The sequence below is a fragment of the Microlunatus spumicola genome (genome assembly GCF_039536445.1).
In the GTDB taxonomy this organism is placed as follows: domain Bacteria; phylum Actinomycetota; class Actinomycetes; order Propionibacteriales; family Propionibacteriaceae; genus Microlunatus; species Microlunatus spumicola.
In genome coordinates this window covers 462,556-478,111 of the sequence record NZ_BAAAYR010000002.1, presented here as the reverse complement: position 1 = coordinate 478,111, position 15,556 = coordinate 462,556, and the positions used below count along the sequence as shown (strand labels likewise).

The 15,556-nt window shown below is 71.9% G+C and carries 14 protein-coding genes; 8 read left to right on the top strand and 6 right to left on the bottom strand.

Features of this window, described 5'->3' with window-relative positions; genetic code table 11:
- Window positions 1–19 precede the first annotated feature (19 nt).
- The gene (gene mmuM / locus ABD665_RS11205) at window positions 20–952 is read right to left on the bottom strand and encodes a homocysteine S-methyltransferase (RefSeq protein WP_204910587.1); all 933 of its coding nucleotides are present in this window, start codon (window positions 950–952) and stop codon (window positions 20–22) included.
- 91 nt (window positions 953–1,043) lie between these two features.
- On the opposite strand from mmuM, the gene ABD665_RS11200 reads away from it, so the two are divergent.
- Window positions 1,044–1,469, top strand: coding sequence for a Rieske 2Fe-2S domain-containing protein (locus ABD665_RS11200; protein ID WP_204910588.1), 426 nt, complete (start codon window positions 1,044–1,046; stop codon window positions 1,467–1,469).
- Between the two features lie 25 nt (window positions 1,470–1,494).
- On the opposite strand, the gene ABD665_RS11195 is transcribed toward ABD665_RS11200, so the two are convergent.
- The 4 genes from ABD665_RS11195 to ABD665_RS11180 all read right to left on the bottom strand — a co-directional run bounded on the left by ABD665_RS11195 (window position 1,495) and on the right by ABD665_RS11180 (window position 5,855).
- Entirely contained in the window at window positions 1,495–2,526 is a 1,032-nt protein-coding gene (locus tag ABD665_RS11195; RefSeq protein WP_204910589.1) for a glycoside hydrolase 5 family protein, read from the bottom strand.
- A gap of 62 nt (window positions 2,527–2,588) precedes the next feature.
- On the bottom strand, window positions 2,589–3,473 hold the full coding sequence (locus ABD665_RS11190; RefSeq protein WP_204910590.1) for an ABC transporter permease subunit: 885 nt from the start codon (window positions 3,471–3,473) through the stop codon (window positions 2,589–2,591).
- Window positions 3,470–4,429 carry an ABC transporter permease subunit gene (locus ABD665_RS11185; protein WP_204910591.1) on the bottom strand — a complete coding sequence of 320 codons (960 nt, stop codon included), beginning with the start codon at window positions 4,427–4,429 and terminating at the stop codon, window positions 3,470–3,472. Before ABD665_RS11185 ends, ABD665_RS11190 begins: the two co-directional genes overlap by 4 nt.
- Before the next feature lie 103 nt (window positions 4,430–4,532).
- Window positions 4,533–5,855, bottom strand: coding sequence for an extracellular solute-binding protein (locus ABD665_RS11180; protein ID WP_204910592.1), 1,323 nt, complete (start codon window positions 5,853–5,855; stop codon window positions 4,533–4,535).
- A gap of 420 nt (window positions 5,856–6,275) precedes the next feature.
- Between ABD665_RS11180 and ABD665_RS11175 the strand changes: the two genes are divergently transcribed.
- From ABD665_RS11175 to ABD665_RS11155, 5 genes are all read left to right on the top strand, one after another.
- A complete protein-coding gene (locus ABD665_RS11175) occupies window positions 6,276–7,325 on the top strand; it encodes a LacI family DNA-binding transcriptional regulator (protein ID WP_344742342.1) in 1,050 nt (349 codons plus the stop codon).
- The gene (locus ABD665_RS11170) at window positions 7,312–9,405 is read left to right on the top strand and encodes a GMC oxidoreductase (protein ID WP_204910593.1); all 2,094 of its coding nucleotides are present in this window, start codon (window positions 7,312–7,314) and stop codon (window positions 9,403–9,405) included. The genes ABD665_RS11175 and ABD665_RS11170 overlap by 14 nt, the downstream gene beginning before the upstream one ends.
- 444 nt (window positions 9,406–9,849) lie before the next feature.
- Entirely contained in the window at window positions 9,850–10,299 is a 450-nt protein-coding gene (locus tag ABD665_RS11165) for a hypothetical protein (RefSeq protein ID WP_204910594.1), read from the top strand.
- 268 nt (window positions 10,300–10,567) lie between these two features.
- Complete coding sequence (locus ABD665_RS11160) at window positions 10,568–11,293, top strand: MerR family transcriptional regulator (protein WP_344742418.1); 726 nt, start codon at window positions 10,568–10,570, stop codon at window positions 11,291–11,293.
- Window positions 11,290–12,288, top strand: a complete 999-nt coding sequence (locus ABD665_RS11155; RefSeq protein WP_204910596.1) for a bile acid:sodium symporter — start codon at window positions 11,290–11,292, stop codon at window positions 12,286–12,288. Before ABD665_RS11160 ends, ABD665_RS11155 begins: the two co-directional genes overlap by 4 nt.
- A 116-nt stretch (window positions 12,289–12,404) precedes the next feature.
- Here the strand turns inward: ABD665_RS11155 and ABD665_RS11150 are convergent, their stop codons facing one another.
- Window positions 12,405–12,752, bottom strand: a complete 348-nt coding sequence (locus tag ABD665_RS11150; RefSeq protein ID WP_344742339.1) for an ArsR/SmtB family transcription factor — start codon at window positions 12,750–12,752, stop codon at window positions 12,405–12,407.
- A gap of 153 nt (window positions 12,753–12,905) precedes the next feature.
- Between ABD665_RS11150 and ABD665_RS11145 the strand changes: the two genes are divergently transcribed.
- Window positions 12,906–14,252 carry an NAD(P)-binding domain-containing protein gene (locus ABD665_RS11145; RefSeq protein ID WP_204910597.1) on the top strand — a complete coding sequence of 449 codons (1,347 nt, stop codon included), beginning with the start codon at window positions 12,906–12,908 and terminating at the stop codon, window positions 14,250–14,252.
- 28 nt (window positions 14,253–14,280) lie between these two features.
- Window positions 14,281–15,522, top strand: a complete 1,242-nt coding sequence (locus tag ABD665_RS11140) for an MFS transporter (protein WP_204910598.1) — start codon at window positions 14,281–14,283, stop codon at window positions 15,520–15,522.
- Window positions 15,523–15,556: the final 34 nt, after the last annotated feature.

Sequence of the window (15,556 nt, the reverse complement as noted above, 5' to 3'; positions counted from 1 at the left end):
CCCCGGACCTAGTGGGGACTCAGACCGGGGTCGGAGCCGCGGTCCTGCGGCCCACGGCCCGGGCGATCTCGCCGATGTCGGCGGGCGTGACGCGGCAGCAGCCGCCGACCAGGCCGGCGCCCGCGTCGAGCCAGGTGCCGACGTAGGTCCCGACGTCCGCCTGGTCCCCGGTCCAGCGGCGCGCGACCGCGTCCCACTGCTCCCCCGCGTTGGGGTAGACGACGGCGGGCTTGCCGCTGAGCTCCGTGGCCAGGGCGACGAGGGCGGGGGTGTCGGCCGGGTCGAGGCAGTTGACGCCCACCGCGACGACCTCGGGGACGTCCGCCGCCATCGCGAAGGCCTCCGCCACCGGCTCGCCCGCGCGGGTGCGGTCCCCGACGCAGGTCATCGACAGCCAGGAGGGGCGCGACAGCCCGCGCACCTCCTCGAGCAGCGCCTCGGCCTCCGCCAGGCAGGGCACCGTCTCGAGCGCGAGGACGTCGGGGCCGACGTCGGCCAGCACCTGGATGCCGAACCGGTGCCACCGCCGCAGCTGCGCGACCGAGAGGCCGTAGTCGCCCCGGTACTCCGAACCGTCGCCGAGCGCCGCGCCGTACGGGCCGACGCTCGCGGCCACCCACGTCTCGCCGTCGACCTCGTCCGCGGCCCGGCGCGCGAGCCGCACGCTGCGGCGCAGCAGCCGGCTGATGTGGAGGCTGTCCTGCCCGACGCTGGCGAACCCGCGCGACGACACCTGGTACGACGCGGTGGTGGCGACCTGGGCGCCGGCGGCGAAGAAGGCGCGGTGCGCGTCGACCACCGCCTCGGGGTCGTCGGCCAGCACCTGGGCCGACCAGACCGACGACGTCAGGTCGCGGCCCGACGCCTCGAGCTGCGTGGCCAGGCCGCCGTCGAGGACCAGCGGGCCCTCGGCCAGGGCCTCGGTGAAGCTGCGCGGCGCCGGGTGGGTCACCCGGTCAGCGTAGGCGTGGTCCGACGACGCGTTCCCGGTCACCACGTACGGTCGTCCTGACCCGCTGGAACCGACGCACCTGGAGCCCTCGATGACCCCGTACGTCCGTCCCGACCGCACGATCAGCCGTCGGTCCCTGCTCGCCACGGCCGGCCTGGCCGCCGCCGCCGTCGGTGGCCTCAGCGCCTGCGGGGGTGGCGGTGACGACGCACCCGGTTCCGGTGGTTCCGCGGGACCCGTGACCGCCAAGACCAGCGAGATCAAGGTCGGCGGGGGCGCGGTCTTCGCCGCCGGCCAGGCCGTCGTCACGCAGCCCACGGCCGGCGACTTCAAGGCCTTCTCGTCGATCTGCACCCACGCCGGCTGCCCGGTCGCCGAGGTGACCGACACGATCAACTGCAACTGCCACGGCAGCAAGTTCTCGATCACCGACGGTTCCGTGGTCAACGGGCCCGCGACGCAGCCCCTCGCCGCCCGGACCGTGACCGTCTCCGGCGACTCGCTGTCGGTGGCCTGACCCCTCGGGGCGGGAGCCGCGCCCTCTAGCGGGGCGCGAACTCGTTGAACGCCTCGTGCCCGGCCCGCAGCGAGCCGTCGGCCTCGACGAAGTGCAGCCACTCCGGGCTGCCGACCGGTCCGTACGCGTCCTGGTGCAGGTCGGCCACGAGGCTGTGGCCGAGGGCGTGCACGGTGAAGCCGATGCGTCGGGCGGCGAGCTGGCCGAGCGTGTAGCGCATGACCTCGACGTGGGCGGCGTCGTCGCGCGCCCCCCACACGGTCTCGCTGGCGTAGAGCTGCTTGCCCGAGCGCTGCGCGACCGCCTCGCAGGCGTCGAGGAACGCCTCGAACGCCGGCTTGGTCAGGGTGTTCTCGTTGTGCCCGCTGCCGTTCGCCATGAAGTAGGGGTGGAAGCCGAGCACGTCGGAGATCGGCTCGGTCAGCTCCAGGGCCTTCACGCTCGCGAAGTTGCCGATCGTCAGGGGCTGCACCGCGCCCAGGCCCTTGCAGACCCGCTGGCACCAGGTCAGCCAGGTCAGCTCGGCCCGGCGTACGGGGCTGTCGTCGTCCTCGACGTAGCGGCCCATGAGCGGCTCGTTGCACAGGTCCCAGGCCCAGATGCGCGGGTCGTCGACGTGGCTGCCGACGACGTCGACCAGGTAGCGGTGGAAGAGGGCCTGCACCGGAGCGGCGACCGGGTCGCCCGCGTCCGGGTCCGCGAACAGGTCGTCGACGCCCGTCCAGGCGCTGTGGTGCGGGACGATGTGGTCCAGCGGCACGCCCCCGAAGTCGCACACCGGGTCGCGCCAGCGGTTGAACAGCACCGGCACGACGAGGATGCCGTGGCGCTCGAAGAGGGAGAGCCCGGCCTCGAAGTTGGCCAGGAACCGAGCCGGGTCGCGCTGGTGGGCCTCGTGCGAGAGCCACCAGCGCGCCACGTTCCAGCCGGGGAAGTACTCCTTGCCCCGCGCCACCTCGACGGCCATCCGGCCGTGGTCGTGGTGCTGCCACAGGTCGAGGCCGCTGGTGCCCCAGGACCCGTCGTAGTTGAAGCCGTGGACGTCCTCGGTCCGCACGTCGTCTGCTCTCTCGTGTGATCGTCCGGATGGTTCCGAGGGGTGCGGCGGGCCGAGCCGGGCTACTGCCCGGCGAGCGACCCGCCGATGCCGCCCACGCTGAAGTACTTGTTCAGGCAGGCGAACAGGATCACCGGGGGCAGCATCATCATCACGGCGACCGCCATGACCAGGCCCCAGTTGGTCGCGTTCTGCTGGAAGAAGCTCTGCAGGCCGACCGGGAACGTGAAGTTCAGGTTAGAGCGCAGGAACACCAGCGCGACCAGGTAGTCGTTCCACGCCAGCAGGAACGAGAAGATCGCCGTCGACAGGATGCCCGGGAGCGAGTTGCGCAGGACGACCTTGATGAACCCGCCGAAGACCGAGCACCCGTCCATCCAGGCCGCCTCCTCGAGGTTCACCGGGATGGAGTCGTAGTAGGCCGCCATCATCCAGATGGCCACCGACATCGTCGAGCCGACGTAGATGATCATGAGGCCCCACAGCGTGTCCACCAGGCCCAGCACCGCGAAGAGGATGAACAGCGGGATGATCGCCGTGACGACCGGCAGCGACTGGATCACGAACAGGATCAGCGAGAAGCCCGACACGAGCTTGCCGCGACCCCGTGAGAGCACGTAGCCGGCGGGAGCGGCGACCGCGACCGACACGACGACCGTCACGAGGGTGACGCTCATGCTGTTCCGCAGCCAGCGCAGCACGTCGGTCTGGCTGAAGATGTTGACGAAGTTCTCGAGCGTCAGCCCGGTGGCCGAGCTGCCCAGCGCGGGCTGGAGCGAGAGCCCCACCACGGCCAGGATCGGCACGAGCACGATGGCCGTGACGACCAGCAGCACGAGGAACCGCACGGCGCTGGCGCCCCGCGTCCCCGCGTCGGGGTTGCGGCTCGCGGGCCTGACCGCGGGCTTGGCCGCCCCGGTGGGGACGGGGATCGATGTCGCGGTCACAGGATCTGCACCTTCCTGATCTGCCGGAACAGGGCGACCGAGATGATGATCAGCACGAGCGTCATCACGAAGGCGATCGCGACCCCGGTCCCGGTGTTGAAGTTCTGGAACACCGTGTTGTAGGCCATGACGACGAGCGACTGCGTGGCGTTGACGGGGCCGCCGCCGGTCAGCAGGAAGATCGTCGGGAAGTCGTTGACGCAGAAGATCGTCATGAGGATCCAGCTGATGTAGGTGGACCGCGAGATCATCGGCAGCGTGATGCTGGTGAGCTCCTGCCACCGGCTCGCGCCGTCGACCCGGGCCGCCTCGTAGACGTTGTTGTCCACCGACGCGAGCGCCGCGCCCATCATCATCATCATGAACGGGAAGCTGATCCAGACCTTGAAGACGCAGACCGTGACCTGCGCCAGGGTCGGGTTGGCCAGGAAGAGCACGTTCCCGAGCCCGAGCGCCTCGGCGAGGATCGGCAGCGGGCTCTGCGGCGTCGCCACCAGCCAGTTCCACGCGGTGGCCGACACGACGACCGGGACGACCCACGGCAGCAGCAGGAGGACCTTGAACAGCGTCGAGCCCGGGACCTTGGTCTTGAGCAGGATCGCCAGCGCCAGGCCGACGAGCCAGCTCCCGAACACGCCGACGAGGGTGAAGACCACCGTGAAGCGCGCCGAGGCCCAGAACTCCGGGTTGGAGAGCACCTTCAGGTAGTTCTCCGCGCCGACGAAGTCGCCGGCGGAGATGAGGCTCCCGTCGCGCAGGCTCTGGTAGCCGGCGTAGAGCACGGGGTAGAGGTTCAGCAGGACGAGCAGGATGATCGCGGGGGCCGCGAAGGCGAGCAGCGTGAACGTGCTCGCCCCCGGTCGCCGGGGGGCGGGGCGGCCCGGACGTCCGGGTCCGGCGACCCCGACGCCCTTGCGCGCGCGGCCCAGGTCTTGCTCGACGGTACGGGTGGACACGGGTGTCACCTCTCCGGTCGTGGGCGCCACCCCGGCCCGCCCGGCGACACCGGGCGGGCGGGGCGATGCACCAGGCAGTCAGCCATGGCACGCACCCGAAGGACTACTTCAGGTTGGCCTTGACCTCGTCCTGCAGCTTCGTCAGCGCGGTGCGCGCATCGGTCTGGCCGCCGAGGATCGACTGGGTGAAGACGTTCATCGCCGGGGTGGCGTCGACCGTCGTGACGTTGAGGAAGTTCGCCTCCGTGCCCGGCGCGGCCCACGTCTTGGAGATGGGCTGCCACTCCTCGATGATCTTGACGTTGTTCTTGTTCTGCTTGAACTCGTCCGTCGCGGCGATCGACTTCAGCGGCGGCAGCCCGATGCCGGTCGCCTCCGTCCAGAGCGGCGCCATGTTCTGGTAGTAGTACGTCAGGAAGGCGTGCGTGCCCTCGACGCTCGGGTTGTTGGCGTAGACCATGACGTTGTTCGGGAAGTAGAGCGCGCCCTTCTTGCCCGACGGCGACGTGATCGGGCTCATGACGATCAGGTCCTTCGCGATCTCGCCGGCGACGTTCGCGGCCAGGCCGCCGGTGTCGTAGCCCATCCCGAACTTCTTGGCCTTCCACTGGCTCTGCACGTTGTCCGACGTGTAGGTGGAGCTGGCCGGGTCGACGTAGCCCTTCGAGACCATCTCGAGCACGAACTCGACGGCCTCGATGTTCTCCGGCGTCACCGCGTTCGGCTGCTTGTTCTCGTCGAAGAGGCCGCCGCCGTTGTTGATCATCCAGCAGACGATGGCGTGCTGACCGGTGTACGCCCCGGCGCCGGCACCCGTGCCGTAGCCGTAGATGTTCTCCTTCTTCAGCGCGGCGGCCGTGTCCAGGTAGGACTGCCAGTCGGTCGGCACGTCCGCGCCGACCTGCTTGAGCAGCGCCTGGTTGTACCAGAGCACGCGCATGTCGAGGTTGTACGGGATGGCCGCGTAGCCCTTCTCCACCTTGAGGGTGTCGATCAGGCCCGGCAGGAAGTCGTCGTAGAGACCGTTCTGCTTCCAGGTCTCGTAGAGCTTGTCGACGTAGTCGATGCCGCCCTGCGCCTCGAACTGGAAGACCTGGGTGCCACCGCCGGAGCTCACCGCGGGGTTGGTCCGCGAGGCCACCGCCGAGGCGAACGTCTGGTTGAAGTTGGCCCACTGGATCACCTGGTAGGTGACGGGCGGCATGCCGGCCGCGGGCGCGTACGCCTTGGTGATCTTCTCGTCGAGGGGGTTGAACGTCGTCTGGCCCCACGGCATGTTCCAGAACTTGAGCGGCTCGCTGCTACCACCGCCGCCACCGCCACCGCCGGCGCTGCTGCCCGAGCAGCCGGCCAGGGCCGTGCCGGCGAGAGCCGCCGCACTCAGCCCCATGAACGAACGTCGCGAAAAATTGGTGCTGTCAACCATTCCTGGGCTCCTTTGCTCAGAACAAGACAACTGCTGGTCGTGCATGCGCGCCAACGGCGCTCGGACGGCGTGGCCGGCACGTCACCGGCCCATCTGCGTCAACGTGCTGTCGAGCTGTCGGGCCGACCCCCGGCGGTTCGTGGACCGAAACTTTCGAATCGTGTTCGTCGGTGTCGGCGACATTAAGACGCTCTCACCTGCGCGTCAATGATTTCACCGAAACCTTGACAGGATCGTTTCGAAGAGTTTCTCTTTGACCACGGCGAGACATCACCGGTCCGTCGGGACACTTTCGCGGCAGGGCGCCGAGACGCGCTGCGCGGCCCGTCCGGACCGGCGCCACCAGCTCCACGTGCACCGAGGCACCCAGCGCGAGCCTGCGCGACGTCGCGGAGCCCGTGACCCGCGAAGGAGCGGACAGTGACCAAGCCCGGGCGCGCCACGCTCGAGACGGTCGCGGTCGCGGCCGGGGTCTCGATGGCCACCGTGTCCAAGGTGCTGAACGACCGCCACGACGTCGGCCCCGGGACCCGGCTGCGGGTGCAGCGGCTGCTCGAGGAGTACGACTACGCGCCCCCGCGACGGTCACCGGGCCGGACGACGCCCGTACGCCTGCCGGTCGAGCTGATCTTCGGCGCCCTCGACAGCCCCTACTCGGTGGAGATCCTGCGCGGCGTCACCTCGGGCCCGCTCGACGTCGTGGTGTCGTCCAGGCCGACCGCGAGCGAGCTGGTCGCCTGGTCGGCCGGGCTGACGTCGCAGGAGCGCTGCGGCGCCATCCTCGTCACCTCCGAGCTGACGCCGGCCGTGCAGGACAACCTGGCCCGGGCGCGGCTGCCGTACGTGCTGATCGACCCCGCCGGCGAGCTGCCCGACCCGTCGGTCGCCACCGTCGGGGCCACCAACTGGGCGGGCGGGGTGTCCGCGACCCGCCACCTGCTCGAGCTGGGGCACCGGCGCATCGCCGTGATCGGCGGACCGGAGGCGATGCTGTGCAGCCGGGCGCGCATCGCCGGCTACAGCTCCGAGCTCGCCTCGTGGGGCGTGGCCCTGGACCCCGCCCTCGTGCGGCACGGCAGCTTCCACCACCGCGCCGGCTACGACGCGGCCCTCGCCCTGCTCGACCTGCCCGACCCGCCGACCGCGATCTTCGCCGGCAGCGACGAGCAGGCCTTCGGGGTCATCGAGGCCACCCGGGTGACGGGGCGCCGCATCCCCGAGGACCTCAGCGTCGTCGGCTTCGACGACCTCCCGGTCGCACGGTGGTTCTCGCCGCCGCTGACGACCGTGCGCCAGCCGCTGGCCGACATGGGCCGCACGGCCGCCGGCATCCTCGCCGAGATGCTGACGGAGAACGAGCCGTTCGGGCGCCAGGTGGAGCTGGCCACGAAGCTCGTCGTCCGTGCGTCCACGGCACCGCTCGACGGGTCGCCCCTGGTCCACGGAGGTGCTGCCCGTGCGCACGGCTGAGCCGGGGTCGGACGACGAGCGCTGGCTCCGGCTGGTGACGTCGGCCGAGCTCCGGACGGCCGTCGACCGGGTGGTCCCGGCCGACGCGTGGCCCGGGGGCTGGAAGGGCGGCGTCGGCGCGTACCTGAGCGACGGGGACCCCGAGCCCCGGTGGGCCCTGCCGGCCCTGGAACGGCTGGTCGACGACCTGACGCGCCGCGGCTTCGCGGCGCTGCCGGCGCAGGACCAGGACGCGGCGCTGCGCGAAGTCGCCGCCCACGAGACGCTCGGCGCCGACCTCGACGCCCTCGTCCGGCTGTGCTGGGAGGGCTACTACGCCTCCCGGCGGAGCGCCGGCGACCCCGCGCACGCGGCGACCTGGCCGGTGGGACTGTCCATGCTCGGGTTCCGCGACCTGCCCCCGGGCACGAGCCCGGTCGAGCTCGACCTGCCCACGACCGTCGCGGCGGACCGGCTGCGGGACCACTACGACGCGGTCGTCGTCGGGTCCGGCCCGGGCGGCGGCGTGGCCGCGCAGACCCTGGCCGAGGCCGGGCACAGCGTGCTGGTGGTGGAGCGTGCGCCGCTGCTCCCCAACGCCGGCCTGCGGGGCGACCACCTGCACGGCAAGCGCAACGCGGTCTACCGCTCCCCCGCCGGACCCGGACCGGGTCACCCGCGGCTGACCGTGCACGAGAGCGAAGACGGCCGGCTGCACGAGACGCTCGTCGACGGCGACGACGCCTGGGCCTACGGGCTCAACGCGTACGCGCTCGGGGGCGGGACCCGGCTGTGGCAGGGCATGGCCTGGCGCTTCTTCCCCGAGGACTTCGCCATGGCGTCCGTCTACGGGAACCCGGACGGGGCCACCCTCGCCGACTGGCCCGTCGGCTACGACGAGCTGGAGCCGTACTACACCCGGGCCGAGTGGGAGCTCGGCGTCTCCGGCGAGGAGGGGCCGCTGACCGGACGGACGCGGCGGTCGAAGGGCTACCCGATGCCACCGATGGGCGGCGAACCCGCCCGGGACGCGCTGACCTCCGCGGCGGGACGGCTCGGCTGGGCGGCCGGTGCGCTCCCGCTCGCGATCAACAGCGTGCCCGCGTCCGGCCGCCCGGCCTGCGTGCGCTGCTCGTCCTGCGTGGGCCACGCCTGCCCGGTGGACGCGAAGAACGGTTCGCACAACACGTTCCTGCCGAGGGCGCTGGCCACCGGGAACGTCGACCTGCTGGTCGACGCCGAGGTCACCGTCGTGCACGACGGGCCGGGCGGCGCCTCGGTCGAGGTCATGACCGGCTGCTCCGGCGACGCCGTGGCCCGCACCGTCCGGGCCGACGTCGTCGTGGTGTCCGCCGGCGCGGTCGAGTCCGCCCGGCTGCTGCTGGCCAGCGGGCTGGGCAACGCCCACCTCGGCCGCCACCTGCACGACCACCGCTTCGTCAGCCTGCGCTGCGAGGTCGACACCCCGCTCAAGAACGGGCTGGGCCCGGGCCACTCCGTGGGCACCCTCGACCACGTGCACGCGCAGACGATCCCCTGGGGCGGCGGCGTCCTCGTCGACCTGATGAGCGTGCTGCCGCTGACCTCCGCGTCCGACCCGGGCGTCGGCGTCCCCCGCTGGGGCCTGGCGCACAAGGAGTGGATGCGGGACCGCCGGCCGTACGCGTTCGGCGCCTTCGGCATGGGCCAGGAGATCCCCAGCGCGACCTCGGCCGTCACGCTGGCCGACGTCACCGACCGCTGGGGCCGGCCCGGGGCCCGGCTCCGCAAGAGCACCCACCCCGCCTCCCTCGAGGTCGAGGCGGGCCTGGCCGAGCACGGCACCCGCTGGCTCGAGGCCGCGGGCGCGCGGGGCGTGCACCGCCACCGCGGCGCGGCGACCGCGTCGGCCGCCGGGGAGCACTCGTGCGGGACCGCGCGGATGAGCGACGACCCGGCGACCGGGGCGACGGACCGCTACGGGCGGCTCTGGGGCAGCAGCCGGGTGGTCGTCTGCGACTCCTCGCTGCACCCGACGAACGGGAGCGTCAACCCGACCCTGACGATCGTGGCCAACGCGATGCGCGTGGCCGAGCACCTGCGCGACAGCTGGCCCGCCTGAGGGGTGCCGCTCTGCGGCGAGACGCGCGCGACGCGCGAGGTCCCGCGGCGGGAAGACCTGCGCAACGCACAAGGACCGGCCCCGAAGGACCGGTCCTGAGGTCGTGCGCGAGGGGGGAGTAAGCCCCGCAAACCCGGGAGATCTCCCGTCCTGGGGCGCTTCCTCCGCCTGAAGTACCAGGTCGGACACTGACGACGTCCGCTGCAGCGCTTCGAGCGCTGCTGGCTCGAGGAACTGAGCCGGCCGGGGACCTCGTCGCTCATCGCGCTTCGATGCCATGGTCGGATGCTAGGTGTCGCACCGGACGAGCAGGTTCGTCGCGACCCCGTGGGCACGTCACCGCGGACAAGGCACTCTCGACAGCACCCACGGGTCGGGCCGACCGGGCTCGTGCAGCACACATGTGCGCCCTGGGTGTCCTGCCGCGGTCTTATCGTCTGGCTTGTGAACGACGACCTGGCTCCTCTGGCGGTGGGTGTCGAGGCGATCCGAGCCCGGCTAGGGCGTGCGACACCGGGCCCGTGGTACGCCGCCTCCGACAGGTTGTTGGCGGTGCACGCTGGCGACGCGGAGACCGCTGCCCGCCCAGTCGCCGAGGGTGTCGGGACCGCTGCCGATGCCGACCTGATCGCCCACGCCCGCGAGGACCTGGAGAGGCTGCTCGCCCGCGTCGGCGAGCTCGAGGGCGAACGTGACCAGGCCAGAGCGTGGGCCTGGTCGCAGTGGCACCGCTACTTCGACCCTGCCGTCACCGACCGGCACCATCCGCCGGCCTGGTTGGAGACAGACGAGGTTCCGACCGCGTGGTCCGCGGCCTCCGCTGCCAGCCGCGACGAGGTGCACTCGAAGGGCGTCTCTTGTGCCAACAACCTGGGAGACCTCGGCAGGTCCTGACCCGACACCGGGAGCTCTCAGAACTTTGCCTGGCGGCAGTGCCGCCGGTGGACCCAACAGCGAGGCGTGCTGCGCACGACCGACGGTCACAAGTTCCACCACTTCGATGACGCAGTGGTTGGCGACTGAGGTGTGAGGTCGTCGAGGAGCCGGGTGCAGCGGAACACGACCTTTGGCAGCCAGGCTCAGCCGGACCGGTGGCGAACCCTGTCTCCTTCGAGGACCCGACTCGGCCTTCGAGTCGACTTCAAGGTTTAGCGTCGCCCGTGTGAGCCCTTTGCGAATCGCTGAGGTCGCTGCGCGTAGCGGCGTCCCGGCGTCGACGTTGCGGTACTACGACCAGCTGGGCCTGGTGCGGTCGGGGCGGCTGCCGAACGGGTACCGGTCGTACCCGGACTCGGTGTTCGACCGGCTCAGGTTCATCGACTCCGCACGCAAGCTCGATCTGCCGCTCGAGGACATCGCTGGCCTGCTGGCGGAGTGGGAGGCGGGCCCGTGCGCGTCGGCGAAGGCCCGGCTCCGGCCGCTGCTGTCCGCGCAGCTGACGACGGTCGACGACGCCGTTGACACCCTGACCGAGCTGCGCGACCACCTGCACGCCGCCCGGGCTCACCTCGACGAGCTGCCTGACCGCGACGAGCAGTGCGACCCGTCGTGCGGATTCCTGCTCCACACGCCGGCCGCGCCGGTCGTGTGCCGTCTCGGTGCCGAGCGCAGCGGGCAGGTGGACCGGTGGCATGCCCTGCTTGCCGAGACCCCCGCCGAACGGCTGAACGGTGTCGGTGGTGGGGGCGGCGTGCGCTACCGACTACCGGTCACCGCCCTGGCCGACACTGCCGCTCTCGCCGCGGCCGAGCAGGCGTGCTGCCCGTTCTTCCGCTTCGACCTCTCGCTGCGCCACGACACGTTCACCCTGACAATCCGAACCCCGCCGAAGGGCTTGCCGCTGCTCGCCGAGATCACCGGCCTCCCCGACCTCGTCGAGGCCCCGTGAGCACGTCGTGGGGCCGAGTCGTGGAACGGCTGGAGCGCCACCAGATCGCTCTGTACCTGCTCGCCATCGTGGCGGGGTTCGCGGTGGCGCTGCTGGTGGCCGGCGCGCACGTGCTGGAGGTCGGGATCAACCCGTCGATCGCACTGCTGCTCTACGTCACCTTTCTCGGCATCCCGCTGACCCGGCTGCGGGCGGCGTTCACCGACGTCCGGTTCCTCACGACGCTGCTGGTGGTCAACTTCGTCGCTGTCCCGCTCGTGGTGTTCGCGCTGTCGCGCTTCGTCGCCCACGACCCGGCGTTGCTGATCGGGGTACTGCTGGTCCTGCTCTGCCCGTGCATCGACTACGTCATCGTGTTCTCCGGACTAGCCGGCGCCGCGCAGGACAAGTTGCTCGCCGCCGCCCCGCTGCTGATGCTGGTCCAGCTCGTGCTGCTGCCGGCCTACCTGTGGATGTTCGCCGGGGCGTCCACGCTCGGCATCATCGAGGTCGGCCCGTTCGTCGAGGCGTTCCTGGTCCTGATCGTCGTCCCGCTGCTCGCCGCTGCGCTGACCCAGTGGGCCACCGCCCGCAACCGGCTCGTCGCCGGCGTCGCAGCCGCAGCGCCGGCGTCGATGGTGCCGCTGATGATGCTCGTGCTGTTCGTCGTGGTCGCCTCCCAGGCACAGCGGTTGACCACGAACAGCGTCGCCCTGGCCGGGCTCGTCCCGCTCTACGCCGGCTTCCTCGTCGTCATGGCCGTCGTCGGCGTGCTCACGGCCCGAGCGGTGCGCCTCGACGTCCCCACGTCGCGTGCGTTGACGTTCAGCGGTGCGACCCGCAACTCACTGGTGGTGCTGCCGCTCGCCCTCGCGCTGCCTCCGGCCCTGGCGATAGCGCCGGCCGTCGTGGTCACCCAGACCCTCGTCGAGCTGGTCGGGATGGTGGTCTACGTCCGCCTCGTCCCGCGACTCATCCCAGACCGGACCCGGCAAGCACAGCTCGTCTCCCGCTAGACGACTGGCCCGGCCGAGCCAGCTCTCAGCTAAGAGTCGCGGTCGCCTTCACGCCGCCTCATTGCGGCTGGCCGACCGCATGCCCGACCGCCCCGGGCTGCCTCAGGTCGCCCCTGTCAGGTGGCCGGGTCGGGGTTCAGTGCCCGTGACGCTGACGCGAAGGCGCCTTCCACGAGGCGGTAGTAGGCCCACTTGCCGCGCTGCTCTCGGGTGATGAGCCCCGCCTCCACCAGCTGGCGCATGTGGTGCGACACCGTCGGCTGGGACAGCCGCACCGGTCCGACCAGGTCGCAGACGCACGCACCGTCCGGCCCGGCGGCCGCAATCAGCGAGACCAGCTTCACCCGGGTCGGGTCGGCGAGCGCCTTGAATACCCGCGACAGCTGCTCGGCGGCCGCGTCGCTCAGCACCTCACCCGTCAGCGGCGAGCAGCAACCCGCCACGTCGGCACCCAGCAGGTCCACGCCGACAGGCAGCAGACCGAGCGTCGAGGACGTTCGAGCAGCAGAAGCGGTAGCGGTCGGCACCCCACCAGTATGCCCGCCGCATTGACATCGGTCGATGGGACGCTACTGTCTGACGTATCGAGTTCCGTCAATCTGTAGGAGGATCGAGGGATGGACACGCTTCCCGTGGTCGTCATCGGTGCCGGGCCCCAGGGCCTAGCCGCCGCGGCACACCTGCTCGAGCGCGGTGAGTCCCCGCTCGTCCTCGAGGCCGGCGACGGACCCGCCGCCGCAGTCAAGCAGTGGGCGCACGTGCGGCTGTTCTCGCCGTGGCCCGAGCTCGTCGACCCGGCCGCGGCCCGGCTGCTCGAGCCCAGCGGGTGGACGGCACCGGGCGAGGGCTACCCGACCGGAGCGCAGTGGGTGTCGGAATACCTCGCCCCGCTCGCCGACGCCCTCGGTGACCGCGTCAGCTACGGCACTCGGGTCGAGGGACTGTCGCGGCGTGGCCGCGACCGGCTGGTCTCGGCCGGCCGCGACGGCCAGCCGTTCACGGTCCACCTGGTCGACGCCGACGGGGCCGAGTCGCGGGTGGAAGCCCGCGCGGTCGTCGACGCCTCCGGCACCTGGAACCAGCCCGGTCCGGCCGGCGCCGACGGCCTGCCCGCGATCGGGGAGCGCGCTGCCGCCGCATCCGGGCTCCTGACCTATCTCCCGCCGACCCCGGAGCAGATCGACTCGCTCGCCTCCCGCCACGTCGTGGTCGTCGGCAGCGGTCACTCCGCGCTCACCGCGGTCAACGATCTCGCTGCCGCCGCGCGGACGTCGGGCACCCAGGTGACATGGGTGCTGCGCCGCGGCCTGGTCGGCGACACGTTCGGCGGGGGCGCCGCCGACGAGCTGCCACAGCGCGGCGCCCTCGGCGTGCGGGCCCGCCAGGCGGTCGAGGACGGGCTGGTGACGATGGTGACCGGGTTCCGCACCGAGTCTGTGGAGCAGCGCGACGCGAAGGTGGTCCTGGTCAGTGAGGACGGCCGGCGTCTCGAGGAAGCCGACCGCGTCGTGGTGCTGACCGGGTTCCGCCCGGACCTGTCGTTCCTATCCGAGATGCGCCTCGACCTCGACCCGGTGCTGCAGGCTCCCCGGCGCCTGGCTGCGGAGGTCGACCCGAACCTGCACTCGTGCGGCTCCGTCAGCCCCCATGGCGCGGCGGAGCTCGCGCAGCCCGAACCGGGCTTGTACGTGGTCGGGATGAAGTCGTACGGGCGGGCGCCGACGTTCCTCGCGCTGACCGGTTACGAGCAGGTCCGCAGCGTCGTCGCCGAGCTGACCGGTGACCAGGAGGCCGCCGCGCGGGTCGAGCTGACACTGCCCGATACCGGCGTGTGCGGCGGCGCCGGGCTGTTCGACGACCCCGACGGCGCGTCGTCGGGTGGCTGCTGCGCCCCCGCGCCCGCCGGTGCCGCACGGGTCGAGCCGCAGCTGCTGAGCATCGGTAGCCTGCTCACCAGGCCCTGACCCGCCCGGTCGCCGAGCCAGCCGTCTCGTGGTCTCAGCCCTGACGTCGGAGCCCGTCCCGCGCCCGCACGGCGGGCTCCGTCGGGTCCTGGTCACGCTGTGCGTCACCGAGACCACCAGCTGGGGTGTCCTCTACTACGCGTTCCCCGTCCTGGGAGTACGCATCAGCGCCGACACCGGCTGGTCGCTGACCCGGTTGACGGCTGCGTTCTCGCTCGGTCTGGTCGTCTCGGCGGTGCTCGGAATCGGCGTCGGACGCTGGTTGGACCGGCACGGGCCGCGGTGGCTGATGACCTTCGGGTCCGTGCTGGCCGTGCTCGCGACCGTCGGGGTCGCGCTCGCGCCGACGTTCGCCTGGTTCGTGACGGCGTGGGCGGTGGCGGGGGTCGCGATGAGCGCGGTGCTGTACCCGCCCGCGTTCGCAGCGCTGACCCGCTGGTTCGGTGAGGCGCGGGTGCGGGCCTTGACGGTGCTGACGCTGGCCGCGGGTCTGGCCAGCACGATCTTCGCCCCGCTCACCGCCGGCCTGGCCGCACGCCTGGACTGGCGCACCACCTACCTGGTCTTGGCGGTCCTGCTAGCCGTCGTCACCGTCCCCGCCCACGTGTGGGGGCTGCGCCTGCCTTGGCCAGCACGGCCCGCGCATCGCCCAGCGACCGCCTCGTCCCGAGTACCGCACGCGCCCAGGCAGGTGCTGCGCAGCCGGGCGTTCCGCACTCTGGTGGTCTCGTTCGGGCTGGCGACGCTGACGTCGTACGTGGTGGTCGTGAACCTCGTCCCGCTCCTCGGCGAGCGGGGCATCGGGGCGTCGACCGCTGCCGTCGTGCTCAGTGTGGGCGGTGTCGGGCAGGTCATCGGCCGGCTCGGCTACGCCCCGCTCGCCCGGCGCCTCGGCGTGCGAGCCCGGACCCTGGTCGTGCTGGCCACTGTCGCGCTCAGCACCGGCCTGCTCGGGGTCTTGACCTGGCTGCCTGCCCTGGTCGCCGTCGCGGTCCTGGCCGGGATGGTCCGCGGCATCGTGACCCTGCTGCAGGCCACCGCGGTCACCGACCGCTGGGGCGCCCACCACTACGGCACCCTCAGCGGCGTCCTCGCCGCCCCGCTTACGTTCACCACCGCTGTCGCACCGTTCCTCGGCGCTGCCCTGGCCGTGGCGCTCGGCAGCTACGCCGCGATGCTCGCGGTGATGGCCGCGGTCGGTCTGGGTGCGGCCGCGCTCAGCCTCGGCTCGCTCCCCGGGTCTCGTCCGGCGGGAACACTGGAGCGGTGAGCACCGCCGAACCACCTTCGGCGCCCCAGACAGG

What these genes read in the sequence shown, in the direction of transcription:
- ABD665_RS11145 (WP_204910597.1), top strand. Translation starts at nt 12,906, where the DNA reads ATGGACACGCTTCCCGTGGTCGTCATCGGTGCCGGGCCCCAGGGCCTA.
- ABD665_RS11180 (WP_204910592.1), bottom strand. Translation starts at nt 5,855, where the DNA reads ATGGTTGACAGCACCAATTTTTCGCGACGTTCGTTCATGGGGCTGAGT.
- ABD665_RS11200 (WP_204910588.1), top strand. Translation starts at nt 1,044, where the DNA reads ATGACCCCGTACGTCCGTCCCGACCGCACGATCAGCCGTCGGTCCCTG.